At 68.2% G+C, this 13,555-nt stretch carries 9 protein-coding genes; 2 read left to right on the top strand and 7 right to left on the bottom strand.

Annotation, left to right across the window (positions count from 1 at the left end; translation table 11 throughout):
• On the bottom strand, positions 1–900 hold a 900-nt coding region (locus ACN6PJ_RS26230), incomplete at its 3' end, for a GlxA family transcriptional regulator (RefSeq protein WP_427998712.1).
• Between the two features lie 86 nt (positions 901–986).
• Between ACN6PJ_RS26230 and ACN6PJ_RS26225 the strand changes: the two genes are divergently transcribed.
• Positions 987–2,198, top strand: a complete 1,212-nt coding sequence (locus ACN6PJ_RS26225; RefSeq protein ID WP_427998711.1) for an MFS transporter — start codon at positions 987–989, stop codon at positions 2,196–2,198.
• An 11-nt stretch (positions 2,199–2,209) separates the two neighbouring features.
• Here ACN6PJ_RS26225 and ACN6PJ_RS26220 read toward each other — a convergent pair whose 3' ends face one another.
• Positions 2,210–4,306, bottom strand: a complete 2,097-nt coding sequence (locus ACN6PJ_RS26220; RefSeq protein WP_427998710.1) for an ATP-dependent DNA helicase — start codon at positions 4,304–4,306, stop codon at positions 2,210–2,212.
• A gap of 201 nt (positions 4,307–4,507) precedes the next feature.
• On the opposite strand from ACN6PJ_RS26220, the gene tex reads away from it, so the two are divergent.
• Entirely contained in the window at positions 4,508–6,883 is a 2,376-nt protein-coding gene (gene tex / locus ACN6PJ_RS26215; RefSeq protein ID WP_427998709.1) for an RNA-binding transcriptional accessory protein Tex, read from the top strand.
• 153 nt (positions 6,884–7,036) lie between these two features.
• Here the strand turns inward: tex and ACN6PJ_RS26210 are convergent, their stop codons facing one another.
• The 5 genes from ACN6PJ_RS26210 to ACN6PJ_RS26190 all read right to left on the bottom strand — a co-directional run bounded on the left by ACN6PJ_RS26210 (position 7,037) and on the right by ACN6PJ_RS26190 (position 13,453).
• Positions 7,037–8,392, bottom strand: a complete 1,356-nt coding sequence (locus ACN6PJ_RS26210; protein WP_427998708.1) for a tryptophan--tRNA ligase — start codon at positions 8,390–8,392, stop codon at positions 7,037–7,039.
• Between the two features lie 67 nt (positions 8,393–8,459).
• Entirely contained in the window at positions 8,460–8,783 is a 324-nt protein-coding gene (locus tag ACN6PJ_RS26205; protein ID WP_427998707.1) for a DUF3325 domain-containing protein, read from the bottom strand.
• Complete coding sequence (locus tag ACN6PJ_RS26200; RefSeq protein WP_427998706.1) at positions 8,780–10,471, bottom strand: PepSY-associated TM helix domain-containing protein; 1,692 nt, start codon at positions 10,469–10,471, stop codon at positions 8,780–8,782. Before ACN6PJ_RS26200 ends, ACN6PJ_RS26205 begins: the two co-directional genes overlap by 4 nt.
• Entirely contained in the window at positions 10,468–10,749 is a 282-nt protein-coding gene (locus tag ACN6PJ_RS26195) for a DUF3649 domain-containing protein (RefSeq protein WP_427998705.1), read from the bottom strand. The genes ACN6PJ_RS26200 and ACN6PJ_RS26195 overlap by 4 nt, the downstream gene beginning before the upstream one ends.
• 232 nt (positions 10,750–10,981) lie before the next feature.
• A complete protein-coding gene (locus ACN6PJ_RS26190; protein WP_427998714.1) occupies positions 10,982–13,453 on the bottom strand; it encodes a TonB-dependent siderophore receptor in 2,472 nt (823 codons plus the stop codon).
• Between the last annotated feature and the right edge of the window lie 102 nt (positions 13,454–13,555).

Raw genomic sequence — 13,555 nt, 5'->3', positions numbered from 1 at the left:
GTAGATGCGGATGAAGGCGCGGCGCATGCGCTCCGTATCGCCAAAGCCCACCCGGCGCGCGATGGCGTCCATGCCGGCCCCGCCCTCCTCGACCAGTTCGCGAGCCGCCTCGGCGCGGACGCGCTCCACCGCCTTGGCCGGCGTCTGTCCGGTTTCCTGCTTGAACTGACGGCAGAACTGGCGCGGACTCAGGCATGCCACGCCGGCCAGGCGCTCGATGTCCAGGACTTCATCCAGGTGCTGCCCCACATGGGCCAGGACCTCGCGCATGCGCCCGCTGGGCGGCGCCAGGTCCTGCAGCGCCGAAAACTGCGACTGCCCGCCCGTGCGGCGGTGGTAGACCACCATTTCGCGGGCCGTGGCGCGGGCGACCGCCTCGCCGTGGTCCGCCTGCACCATGGCCAGCGCCAGGTCTATGCCGGCCGCGATCCCCGCCGACGTCCACACCGCGCCGTCCTCGACATAGATGCGATCCGCCTCCACCGTCACGGCCGGGTAGCGCTGCTGCAATTCCGCGGCGTGGCGCCAGTGGGTGGTCGCCCGGCGCCCCTCCAGAAGGCCGGCCTGGGCCAGCACGAAAGCGCCCGTGCAAACGCTGGCGACCCGCCGGCCGCGCGCATGCGCGGCGCGCAGATACGCCAGCATGGCCGGCGTCGCCTGAGGTTCGCGCGCGCCCTGGCCGCCCGGCACCAGCACCGTATCGGCGCGCAGGCCGCGCCATGAACGGGTCTGCACGGGCACGCCGGCCGAGCAACGGACCCACCCGCCCTCGGCCGACGCCACGGTCACCTCATAGGCGCCGGGCACCAGTCCGGCGGCGATCTGGAAAACCGACAGCGGCCCGGCCATGTCAAGCAATTGGAAGTCGGGCACGGGCAGGAGGCAGACGCGATGGGCCATGGCAAGAAAAGAGGGAAAATGGTCATTCTTGTCAAATTGTCCGGCGCTAGAGTGAAGCCTGTCAATCCTCCGGATCTCTCACCGCCATGACCTCTCCCTCGCACGGCCTGCGCAATGCCCGCATCCTTGCCATCTGCCAAGGCCTGTACATCGCGGCAATCTCCATCGATCTCACCCTGACGGCGTTGACCGGCCAGATGCTGGCACCGCATCCGGCGCTGGCCACGCTGCCTTTCGCGCTGATCACGGTGGCGGGCGCCGCGGTCACCTGGTACGCGTCTTTGCTCATGCAGCGCATCGGCCGCCGCGCCGGCTTCATGCTGGGTTCGTTGGCCGGCGCCGTCGGCGGGCTGATTTCCGTGGCCGCGGTGTTTGCCAGCGATTTCTGGTTTTTCTGCCTGGGGACGGCGCTGGTCGGCGTGTTCCAGGCCTTCGCGCAGTATTACCGGCTGGCGGCCGCCGACGCGGTGCCCGCCGAGGCCAAGAGCCGCGCCATCTCCGTGGTTCTGACGGGCGGCGTCATCGCCGCCATCGCGGGACCGGCCGTGGCGTCCTGGGCGAAGGATCTGTTCCCGGCTGCGATCTTCTCCGGCGCCTATCTGATGGTGGTTCTGCTGGGCGCGGCCAGCGCGCTGCTGCTCGTGGCCTACCGCGACCAGGATGGCGACGGCGGTCGCCCCGCCGAAGCGCAGACCGCGGGCCTGCCGGCCCGCCCCTTGGCGGTGGTCATGCGCCAGCCCATCTTCGTGGCGGCCCTGGCCAACAACGTCGTGGGTTCGGTCTCGATGATGTTCGTCATGACGGCTGCGCCGCTGGCGGCCGTCGCTTGCCGGCACAGCATCGCCGACGGCGCCAGCATCATGCAATGGCATCTCATCGGCATGTACGCCCCGGCTTTCTTCGCAGGCGCGCTGATCAATCGGCTCGGCCTGCCCCGAGTGCTTGGCCTGGGCATGGCGCTGAACGCGGCCTGCTCGCTGATCGCCATGCAATCGAGTTCACTCGCGGCTTTTCATGCGGCGCTGTTCTGCCTGGGCGTGGGCTGGAACTTCATGTTCGTCGGCGGCACCACGCTGCTGGCGCAGTCCTACCGCCCCGCCGAACGGGCCCGCGTGCAAGGAGCCGCCGAAATGCTGCGCTACGCCACCACCGCCCTGGCCACCCTGGCCGCCGGGCCCGCCCTGGCGCGGATGGGCTGGGAAATCCTGAATGCCGCCATGCTGCCCATCGTGGGCCTGGCCGCCCTCATGACCGGCTGGTGGGCGCTTTCGCGACGGACCGAACGGGCCGCCGCCTGAGCGTTACGGCGCTAGGCCTGCGGCTCCTGCTTGCGGCGGTAGAACGCCAGCACTTCTTCCAGCTCGCGGGTCCGCGCAAACGGCGGCAGCCCGCGCCACAGGCGCTTGCCATAAGGCTTTTCGACCAGGCGTCCATCGCCCACCATCAGCACGCCCCAATCCGATTCCGTGCGGATCAAGCGGCCGGCCCCCTGCTTGAGCGAGATCGCGGCCTCGGGCAACTGGTATTCGGAAAACGGATTGCCGCCCTGCGCCCGGCAGGCCCGCAGGCGCGCCTCGATGACGGGATCGTCGGGCGGCGCGAACGGCAGCTTGTCGATCGCCACCAGGGTCAGCACATCGCCGGGCAAGTCGATGCCTTCCCAGAAGCTGGCGCTGCCCACCAGCACGGGATGCTCCAGCCGGCAGAAGCGGTCCAGCAGGTCGCGGCGCGTGCCCTCCCCCTGCTTGAGCAATGGCCACTCGTGCCCGGCATCGTCGAATTGATCGGCCAGCAGGTTCGCCACCTTGTCCACCGCGCGCAGGGTGGTGCACAAGACCAGCGTCCCGCCAGGGCTCGCTTCCAGCAAGGGCATCAGCGTCTGCACGAAGCGATCGAGGAATTGCGGAGACTGCGGCTCGGGCATGCCGCGAGGCACGAACAGCAGGGCCTGCTCTGGATAATTGAACGGCGACTCCCATTTTCCGGTGCGCGCCTTGTCCAGCCCCAGCTGACCGGTGAAATGGGTGAATTCCCCGTTTATCGACAGGGTTGCCGATGTCATGATCCAGGCCTGGCCCGGCTTGCGGTACTTGGAGAAAGCCTGCGCCACGGACAACGGCGCGGAATGCAGGCGCACATGGTGCTGCCCGTGTTCGACCCAGCGCACCGCCGGCCCTGTCCATTGTTCCGCGGCTGCGGCGCCCGCCAGGATGGCGGCCGGCGTGGGCAGGCCATCGCCCAGCGCGGACGGAGCCGCGGGCTCGGGCGCCTGATCGTCGCGGCCCCAGCCCTCGTCGTCCTGCCCCGCCCCGCGCCGGCCCGGCGTGGCCCAGCGCTTGAGCCGCGCGGAGATCTCCGCGCCGCTGCGCGCCGCGGCCATCAGGTCGGGATGCTTTTCGGACACGGCGGCCAGCGCTTGCGCCGCGCTGTCCACGGCTTCGCGCAGCGCCTTCAGCGCTTCGTCGAACGCTTCGGGATTGGGAATGGCCTCGAAGGTGGCCTTGCGGCCCGGCATTCTGTCCAAGGGCGCGCAGACCAGCCGCAGTTCGCGCGCAGCGGTCTCCAGGTGGCGGCTGACGTCGCTCCATTTGGCCGCCTCGCGCGCGTACGCCAGGCCGGTGACTTCCAGGGCGCGGCCGAAGTCCATCAACTGGTGCGTGGACACGCTGCTGCCCAGGAAGCGCGTGGCGGTGTCGGGCAGTTGGTGCGCTTCGTCGAAGATGACGGTATCCGCTTCCGGCAGCAGATCGGTGACGCCTTCTTCGCGCAGCACCAGGTCGGCCATGAACAGGGCATGGTTGACGACCACCACGTCGGCCTCCTGGGCCTGCCGGCGCGCCTTCACGACGAAGCAGTCGCGGATGCGCGGGCATTCCTGCCCCAGGCAGTTCTCGCGCGTGGAGGTCACCCGCTGCCAGATATCGGCGTCTTCCGGCACCTGCGCGAGATCGCTGCGGTCGCCGGTCTTGGAGATGCCCGCGAACACCTGGATCTGGCGCAACTGCTGGATCTCGCTGCGGGACTTCAAGGCGCGCTCGTCGCCCTGCAGGCGATCCAGGTGATAGTGGCAGACGTAATTGCCTCGGCCCTTGAGCAGCGCGGCCGTCACCGGGGCGGCCAGCGCGGCGCGCACGCGGGGAAGGTCGCGGGCGAAAAGCTGGTCCTGCAGCGTGCGGGTGCCGGTGGAAATCAGCACCTTGCCGCCCTGGATGAAGGCGGGTACAAGATAGGCCCACGTCTTGCCGATGCCCGTGCCGGCCTCGGCCACGAGCGTGGCGCGGTCCTGGATGGCCTGGCCGATGGCCTGGGACAGCTCCACCTGGGCCGGTCGCGGCTTGTAGCCGGGCAAGGCCGTGGCCAAGGGCCCGTCCTCGTCGAAGAATTCGGAAATATCCAGGTCCAGCATCGGAATAGCCTGGCCGGTGCCGCTTGCGGTTCGGACGCCAGGCGCTGAGGTGGGAAAGGACCAAATGATACCCGCTGCCGCGTGCCGCCCGCGCCGCGAAGCTTCCGCAAGAGGGACGTATCCGTCCGCTTTGGCACGTCTTGTAACAGGCGCTTATGGCACAATCCGCCCCTTGTTTTCCCTTTTTGTCGTCGTATAGAGATGTCTGAAACTTCCACTATCACGAACGTCGCCGCCGGCGTCGACAACGCCCGCATCGTCGCGCAGCTCGCCACCGAGCTCGAAGCGCGCGCCTCCCAGATCGCCGCGGCGGTGGAACTGCTGGACGACGGCGCCACCGTGCCCTTCATCGCCCGCTACCGCAAGGAAGCCACCGGCGGCCTGGACGATACCGTGCTGCGCAACCTGGAAGTGCGCCTGGGGTATCTGCGCGAACTCGAAGAGCGCCGCGGCGCCATCCTCGAATCCATTTCCCAGCAGGGCAAGCTCACGCCCGAGTTGCAGCAGGAAATCGGCGCCGCCGATACCAAGCAGCGCCTCGAAGACCTGTACGCGCCGTACAAGCCCAAGCGCCGCACGCGCGCCCAGATCGCCCGCGAAGCGGGCCTGGAGCCGCTCGCCGACGGCATCCTGGCCGATCCCGCCTGCGATCCGGCCGCGCTCGCCGCCCAGTACCTGAATCCCGAGGCGTCCATCAATGACGCCAAGGCCGCGCTCGATGGCGCGCGCGACATCCTGGCCGAGCGCTACGCCGAAAACGCGGACCTGCTGGCCGATCTGCGCGAGCACCTTTGGTCCACCGGCCTGCTGTATTCCAAGATGGTCGAAGGCAAGGAGGCGGAGGGCGCCAATTTCCGCGACTGGTTCGACTTCAGCGAGCCGCTGCGCACCCTGCCCTCGCACCGCATCCTGGCGCTGCTGCGCGGCCGCCAGCAAGGCGTGCTGGAACTGCGCCTGGGCCTGGAGGCCGAGCTGGAAGCGCAGGTGCCGCATCCCTGCGTGGCCCGTGTCGCCAGCTTCCTGAAGCTGGGCAACAACCTGTTCGCGTTGGACGCCACGCCGCGCGCCCGCTGGCTCGGCGAGGTCTGCCGCTGGACCTGGCGCGTCAAACTGCTGACGGCGTTCGAAAGCGAACTGATCGGCCGCCTGCGCGAAAGCGGCGAAGCCGAGGCCATCCGCGTGTTCGCGGCCAACCTGAAGGACCTGCTGCTGGCCGCGCCGGCCGGCCCCAAGGCCGTGCTGGGCCTGGACCCGGGCATCCGCACCGGCTGCAAGGTCGCCGTGATCGACGTGACCGGCAAGGTGGTGGACACCACCACCGTCTATCCGTTCGAGCCGCGCCGCGACCGCGACGGCACGATCAACACGCTGGCCGCGCTGGTCGCCCGTCACAAGGTGGACCTGATCGCCATCGGCAACGGCACCGCCTCGCGTGAAAGCGAAAAGCTGGTGGGCGACATGATGGAACGCTTCCCGGATCTCAAGGTCACCCGCGTGGTGGTTTCCGAAGCCGGCGCGTCCGTGTATTCCGCGTCCGAAACCGCCGCGCAGGAATTCCCCGACCTGGACGTGACCCTGCGTGGCGCCGTGTCCATCGCGCGCCGCCTGCAGGATCCGCTGGCCGAGCTGGTCAAGATCGATCCCAAGGCGATCGGCGTGGGCCAGTACCAGCACGACGTGAACCAGCGCGAGCTGGCCCGCTCGCTGGACGCCGTGGTCGAGGACTGCGTGAACGCCGTGGGCGTGGACGTGAACACCGCTTCGGCCGCCCTGCTGGCTCGCGTGTCCGGCCTGAACTCGCTCCTGGCCAAGAACATCGTGGCCTGGCGCAACGAGAACGGCGCCTTCCCCACCCGCGAAGTCCTGCGCAAGGTGCCGCGCTTCGGCGACAAGGCGTTCGAGCAGGCCGCGGGCTTCCTGCGCATTCCCAACGGCGACAATCCGCTGGACGCATCGTCCGTCCACCCGGAAGCCTATCCGGTCGTCGAGCGCATCGTCGCCAAGATCAAGGCCGAAGTGAAGCAGATCATCGGCCAGCGCGATGCGCTCAAGGGCGTGTCGCCGTCCGACTTCACCGACGAGCGCTTCGGCTTGCCCACGGTGCGCGACATCTTCGCCGAACTGGAAAAGCCCGGCCGCGATCCGCGCCCCGAGTTCAAGACGGCGCAATTCAAGGAAGGCGTGGAAACGCTGAACGACCTGTACCCGGGCATGGTGCTGGAAGGCGTCGTGACCAACGTCGCCAACTTCGGCGCGTTCGTCGACATCGGCGTGCACCAGGACGGCCTGGTCCACATTTCGGCCCTGGCCGAGAAGTTCGTGAAGGATCCGCGCGACGTCGTGCGCGTGGGCCAGACGGTCAGCGTGAAGGTGCTGGAAGTGGACGTCGCGCGCAAGCGCGTGGCGCTGACCATGCGGCTGAATGACACCGCGGCCCCCGCCCGCCGCAGCGGCGACGCGCCCAAGGGCGGCGACCGTTCCAACCGCCGCCCGCAAGGCGACGGCGGCCGGGGCGGCGCGGGCGGAAGCATGATGAACAGCGCAATGGCGGACGCCTTCGCCAAGCTCAAGCGCTGATCGCCAGCCCTCGGCCGCGCTCCACGGCCGGACGTCCCCAAAAAAAGCCCGGCGCATGATGCGCCGGGCTTTTTCGTCGCTGGGCCCCTCCGAGACGGAATGCCTCCCGGTAGCAAACGACGTTTGCGCGCGGCGTCGCCGCGCCCCGCCCGCTTACTCCTGGGCCAGCGAAGCCAGCGCTTCGCGCGCGCGCGCCAGCAGGGCGCCCGCTTGAGCTTGCGCTCCGGCAGGCGCGGTCGCCACGGCGACGCCGTCGATGATGGCGGCATAGCCCTGCCCGTCCGCTTGCAGCACCGCGTCCGCGGGTTCCGACTGCAGGCGGCGCATCAGGGCCCCGGCTTCCTTCGGGTCGGCGAAACGCTGCGACAGCAGCAGTTCCTCGCCGTCGGCGGCCAGCAAACGGAAACGGAAGCCGCCGTCTTCGTCGCGGAAACTGACAAAGCGCGCGCCCTTGCCCTTTTCCTTCTTGGGCGCCGCGCCCTTGGCCTCCACGGACGCGGCTTGCAGGTTGCGCAGGCCGACGGCCTGACGCAGTTCGCGCATGAACGGCTCCGACAGCTTGCGGGCCTTGGCGGCGCCCGCCTGCAGGATGTCTTCGATGCGGCCGGGATTGGCCATCAGGTCGAAGTACTTCTCGCGCATGGGCGCGAGCAGGTTTTCCAGGTGATCGTAAAGGGCCTGTTTGGCCTCGCCCCATCCCAGCCCTTCTTCCAGCTGCTTGCGGAACGCGGCGGACTGCTCCGGCGTGGCGAATGCGCGGTAGATCGTGTACAGGTGCGAGTTCTCGGCGTCCTTGGGTTCGCCAGGCTGGCGCGAATCGGTCACGATGCGCATCACCGAGGCGCGCAGCGCGCTGGCGCCGCCTTCGAACAGCGGGATCGTGTTGTTGTAGCTCTTGGACATCTTGCGACCGTCCAGGCCCGGCAGCGTGGCCACGTCTTCTTCGATGACCACTTCCGGCAGCGTGAAGTAATCGCGTCCGTAGAGATGGTTGAAGCGCTGGGCGATATCGCGCGCCATTTCCAGGTGCTGGATCTGGTCGCGGCCCACCGGCACCTTGTTCGCATTGAACATCACGATGTCCGCTGCCATCAGCACCGGATACGAGAACAGCCCCATCGTGACGCCGTCGTCCGGCTCCACGCCCTTCGCCTCGTTCTGGTCCACCGCCGCCTTGTAGGCATGCGCCCGGTTCATCAGGCCCTTGGCCGTGACGCAGTTCAGCATCCAGGTCAGTTCGGGGATTTCGGGAATGTCCGACTGGCGATAGAAGGTCACGCGTTCGTGGTCCAGCCCCACCGCCAGCCAGGTCGCGGCGATTTCAAGCCGCGAACGCGCCACGCGGGCAGGGTCGTCGCACTTGATCAGCGCGTGGTAGTCGGCCATGAAGAAGAATGCGTCCACGCCGGGCTGCGTGCTGGCCTGGACGGCGGGACGGATCGCGCCCGCGTAGTTGCCGAGGTGGGGAGTTCCAGAAGTGGTGATGCCGGTGAGGACGCGGGTATTCATGAGGCGAAGAGGCGTTTAGGGGAAAACACCCAGTGTAACGTGCCGGACGGGCGCCGCGCCCGCGGCGCTACAGGACGGCCAGCACCGGCGCCGCCAGCGCGCAGAGGCCGCCCGCCGTCAGCGCGGCGCGCGGCCGGAACGTCAGGAACCAGATCAGCAGCAGGCCGGCGATACTGAGGATGCCGATCCATTCGACCGTGCCGTGGCTCCAGCCCCAGACCGCCGCCGAGGCGCACAGGGACAAGACCAGCGCGATCCAGCCGAACGCGCGCAGCGGCACGCGATGCCGCCGCGGCAGCGCGCGGTCGAAGAGATCCTCGTAATGGCGATCCATGCCCAGGCACAGGGCGGAGAACCCCGCGTAGGCCAGGCAAAAGGCGGCAAGCGTCATGGCGTATCCCCTCTAGGTTCATAGGCGACGCTGCCCGGAGCAGCCCCGGCCACGTGGGAAGAAACGGAAGGGGCGGCGACGGGCTTTCCGGCGACGGGCTTGCCGGCGGCGGGCTTGCCCGCGCGCGCCTTGGCCGACGCCCTTGCCGGCGCCTTGGCGGCCCGGCGCGCCATCCAGCCGAACAGCGCCGCGCCGGCCAGGCAGGTCATGTCGAATCCCGCCATGACCCAATCGCCGGCGGGCAGGGACACCCCGAGATGGCGCGACGTGGTGAATGCGTTGACCACCGGGACCAGGGCGAGCGCCACGGCAGCCACGGCCAACAGGTCCGGCCATTTGCGGCGCTGGAACAGGAAGGCATAGACCAGCGACAGCGCCCAGGCGGAGAAAAAGGCGCGGACTTCCCAGACCTGTCGGCCGGGCATCTCGGCCGGCAACAGGCGATTGGCCAGGAAGAAAGCCGCCACGCCGAAAACCACGCCCGCGATGGTGCCGGCGTTCAGGCCGTCCACCAGACGCAACGAAAATGCCTCGCGCGCGTCTCCCGGCCGCGCTTTCTGGCGGCGCTTGGCGATCCACAGAACCAGCCCCGTGCCGACCATGCCCGTGCCCGCCAGGCTGACCAGGAAATAGAGCCAGCGCAGCAGCGGTTCGGCGAACAGGCCCAGGTGCAGTCCGGTGATGACGCCCGCGGTCTGCACGGTGGCGCTGAGCTCGTCCTCGCCTTCCAGCAATTCGCCCGTTGCGCCATTGAAGCGCATGTAGGGCGCCAGCCGGCCATACGAGACCCCGTCGGCGGCGTTGCGAACCAGGGTCACGATGGCGCCGGCATCCCCGGGGTTGTTGACCGTGACGCGGCCCACGCGGCCCTGCCAATGCTGCTCGGCCTGGGCCACCAGCGGCGCGAGCGGGACCGTCGGCGCCGGCTGGTTCAGCGGCGGCGTGATCTTGAACGATTTGAAGGCCTCGTCGGTGTACTGGCGCGGGTTTTCGTAGACCGCGTGGATGCCCGCAGGCATCAGCATGACCATGAACAGGACCAGCCCGCTGAACGTGATCATCAGGTGGAACGGCAGGCCCAGCACCGACAAGGCGTTATGCCCGTCCATCCAGGCGCGCTGGCCGCCCTTTCCAGGACGGAAGGTAAAGAAATCGGTGAATATCTTCTTGTGCGTGATGATGCCGCTGATGATCGCCACCAGCATGAACATGCCCGCGATGCTCGCCAGCCAGCGCCCCCACGGGAACGCGGTTTCCAGTTCGAAGTGGAAGCGGTAGAAAAAATCGCCGCCGCGCGTTTCGCGGCCGGTGACGGCCTGCCCGCTCTGCGGATCCAGCTTCACGCGCACAAAGCCGCGCTCGCCCGGCCTGGGTTTGGGCACCTGGTACAACAGCTGGATGAGCGGCTCGCGATTCGACGGCGGGGTGATGAACCAGCGCTTGGCGTCCGGCGCGTGCTCGTTCAAGTAGCGCTGCGCCCGATCCACCGCCTGCGCCGAAGCGGCCGGGCTCGCCTGGATCTCCGGCTGCATCCAGGCCGTGATCTCGGGGCGGAAGAACGCCAGCGTGCCGGTCAGGAACATCGCGTACAGCACCCAGCCGAAGATCAGGCCGGCCCACGTATGCAGCCAGGACATGGACTGGCGCAGGCCCTCCTCGCCCTGCGCCTTGGTCTTCCGCGCCTTCATGCCACCCCCATCGCGCGGCCCGCCAGGAACAGCCCGCCGAGCACGGCGGCCGGCAGCAGGATCCCGGCCCAGGCCCGCCAGGCATTGCGCGTGGCGAAGACCCAGATCACGCCGCAGGCATAGAACACGAAGGACAGCATCTGCGCCGTAGTCACGGCGTCCGCCCTGCCCATCGGCAGCCAGACGGCCAGGCAAGCGGCGGCGGCGGAGGCCAGGGCATAGCCGCCCAGGATGGCCGCCGCCATGCGGGAGAAGACGGCCAGACGGTAGCGCATCATGCCTGCGCCGGCAGCGGGCGCTTTCACAGGGACACGTTGCAGGTCGGGATGGATACGTAGCGGATCCTGGCGCAGGACTTGCCGCCGGCGCCCGCCGCGCCCGTGAAGGCGATGGCGGCCAGAGTTCTTGCGAATGCCATTGTTGATTTTCCTTTGGTCCAGTCCGGGCGTTTGGCTGGTCCTAAATTATAACCATTCTCACTACGATATGGAACGAAGCGAGGGAATCGGACTACCAGCGGTACCGCAGGCTCGCCTTGATCGAGCGCTGGTAGCCATACCAGCACCACGAATCGCCCGCGCACGACGCGATGTATTCCTTATCGAACAGGTTCTGCACATTCAGCGCCACCTGCATGCCCTTCAGCGAAGGCGACGCGCGGCCCAGGTCGTAGTCCAGCATCAGGTCGAACAGCGTGACGGACGGGACCTTCAGGGTGTTGGCTTCGTCCCCGTACGACGAGCCGATGTAGCGCACGCCGCCTCCGACCCCCAGGCCGGCCAGCGGTCCCTCCTGCAATTGGTAGCGCGCCCAGGCCGAAGCCTGTTGCGACGGCACGCCCACGGGCGTCTTGCCCTTCAGGTTCAAGCCCGCCGCGTTGGGATAGGCCTTGGCGTATTCGTTGTCCATCAGCGAGTACGCCGCCACCAGGGTCAGGCCGCGCATGGGCTCGGTCTTGGCCTCCAGTTCGATGCCCTGCGTGCGCAGTTCGCCCGCCTGGATGGAGCAGCGCCCGCCGGCCGTTCCGCAGACATGGGAGGGGTCGGGGTCGGTGGTCGTCATGTTCTCGCGGCGGATATCGAAGGCGGCGGCCGTCAGCATCGTCGCGCTGCCCGGAGGCTGGTATTTGATGCCCACTTCGTACTGCTTGCCCTCGATCGGCTTGAACGGCGTGTTGTTCCAACCCGTGCCCGATTGCGGTTCGAACGATTCCGAATAGCTGAAGTACGGCGCCACGCCATTGTCGAAGTTGTAGATGACGCCCATGCGGCCCGAGAACGCTTCGGCGTTCAGTGAAGAGGGAGCGACGCGGCCGGTCGCGAGCGTGGTGGTTTCACCGACCGTGCGCGACCAGTCGTAGCGTCCGCCCAGCAGCACCGAAAGGCGGTCGATCCTGATCTGGTCCTGAAAATACACGCCCGTCTGGTATTGCCTGGACGTGGCGTCCGTGGAAAACGCCGGCGCGGGAATGTGCTGATGGTTGTCCGGATTCAGCACGTCCAGCGCCGGCGCGGTGCCGAACCCCGAGAGCGTGTCGGTCTTGACGTGCTGATAGTCCAGGCCCAGCAGCACGGTATGGTTGAAGGCGCCCGTGTCGAAGCGCGCCTGCAGATTGTTGTCGAGCGTCAGCGCTCCCACGTCCACGTCCGTCGCGATCGACGAGCGCTGCTGGTACAGGTACGTTTTGTCCGTGTAGCCGTAGTTGTTCGTCATCGCGCCGTAGATGCTGCGGTAGCGCGCTTCGGAACGCGTCCAGCGCAGGCTTTGCGAGGCCTTGAACGTGTCGTTGAAGCGATGATCCAGCACATAGCCCAGCGAATAGCTCTTGCGGTCGCTCTCCTCGAAATTGGCGTCGCCGTCGTAGTAGTCGGCCGGCAGCCGGATTCCGTCCGGTGCCGAGCGCAGCGTGCGCATCGAGGACACGCTGCCGTAGGACCCCATGTCCGGATCGTGCTGGAAATTCGTCAGAATGGTCAGCGACGTGTCGCCACTGGGCCGCCAGGTGAAGGCCGGCGCCACGAAATAGCGGCGCTCCTTGGTGTCCTTGACCTGCCCGTCGGACATATAGCCCGACCCCACCAGGCGGTACAGATACTTGCCGTCGTCGTCCAGCGGACCGCCGAAGTCGAAGTTGGCGCGGCGGTAATCGTAATTGCCAGCCTGCAATTCGACCTCCCGCAGCGTCTCTTCCAGCGGACGCTTGCTGACCTGGTTCACCACGCCGCCCGGACCGCCCTGCCCGTACATGACCGATGCCGGCCCCTTCAACACGTCGACGCGCTCCAGGCGGTAGGCGTCCACCTGGGGCAACGCGTCGCGGCCGCCGAACACGCGCAGGCCATCCAGGTAGGTAGACGCGGAGAACCCGCGCACGCTGAACTGGTCCAGCCGCGTCGCCGTGGCGCCGCGCGTCTCGGTCGCCACGCCCGCGGTATAGCGCAGCACCTGGTTCAGGGTCTGCGCCCCCTGCTCCGTGATCTGTTCACGGGTAACCACGGATACGGATTGCGGCGTCTCGATCAGGGGCGTGTCGGTCTTGGTGGCGCTGGCGCTGGCCGTGGCCACGTAGCCCACCGTGGGCGCCAGCGCGCTGTCGGCCATGCCGGACACGGTCACCGGCGCCAGCGTCGTCGTGCCGCCCTCGAACAAGGAAGCCGGCGCCAGGGTCCACGTATTGCCCGATTGCGCGCGCGCCTGCAGCCCGCTGCCCGACAGCAGCCTGGCGAATCCGGCGTTCACCGAATAGGCCCCCTCCAAGCCTTCCGAGCGGCGGTTGCGCACGAGCGCGGGGTCGAACGACAGGATCACGCCCGCGCTGCGCGCGAACTGCGTCAAGGCGTCGGCCAGCGGACCGGCGGCGATCTGGTAGCTGCGCGGGGCATTGGCGGACGCGGGAACGGCTTGCGCCCGGGCTTGCGGCGTGCCGACGATCAACGCGCCCGCGCTGGCGGCGGCCAGCACGGCGAGGCGGCCTGCGGCCATGGGCGCGCGCAAGCGCGATTGGGATGAAACGGACACAACACTCTCCCTGTACGGTGATGTCTATTCCTGCTTTCCGTACGGGATCCGAAAACCTGCAAGCCG

The organism is Achromobacter sp. (genome assembly GCF_050285585.1).
Lineage (GTDB): Bacteria > Pseudomonadota > Gammaproteobacteria > Burkholderiales > Burkholderiaceae_B > Achromobacter.
This window is presented reverse-complemented; position numbering and strand designations above follow the sequence as displayed.

Bases quoted from the DNA above. Each gene is read 5' to 3' on its own strand.
- ACN6PJ_RS26190 (WP_427998714.1), bottom strand. From the start codon at position 13,453: ATGGCCGCAGGCCGCCTCGCCGTGCTGGCCGCCGCCAGCGCGGGCGCG.
- tex (WP_427998709.1), top strand. From the start codon at position 4,508: ATGTCTGAAACTTCCACTATCACGAACGTCGCCGCCGGCGTCGACAAC.
- ACN6PJ_RS26220 (WP_427998710.1), bottom strand. From the start codon at position 4,306: ATGCTGGACCTGGATATTTCCGAATTCTTCGACGAGGACGGGCCCTTG.
- ACN6PJ_RS26210 (WP_427998708.1), bottom strand. From the start codon at position 8,392: ATGAATACCCGCGTCCTCACCGGCATCACCACTTCTGGAACTCCCCAC.
- ACN6PJ_RS26205 (WP_427998707.1), bottom strand. From the start codon at position 8,783: ATGACGCTTGCCGCCTTTTGCCTGGCCTACGCGGGGTTCTCCGCCCTG.
- ACN6PJ_RS26195 (WP_427998705.1), bottom strand. From the start codon at position 10,749: ATGATGCGCTACCGTCTGGCCGTCTTCTCCCGCATGGCGGCGGCCATC.
- ACN6PJ_RS26225 (WP_427998711.1), top strand. From the start codon at position 987: ATGACCTCTCCCTCGCACGGCCTGCGCAATGCCCGCATCCTTGCCATC.
- ACN6PJ_RS26200 (WP_427998706.1), bottom strand. From the start codon at position 10,471: ATGAAGGCGCGGAAGACCAAGGCGCAGGGCGAGGAGGGCCTGCGCCAG.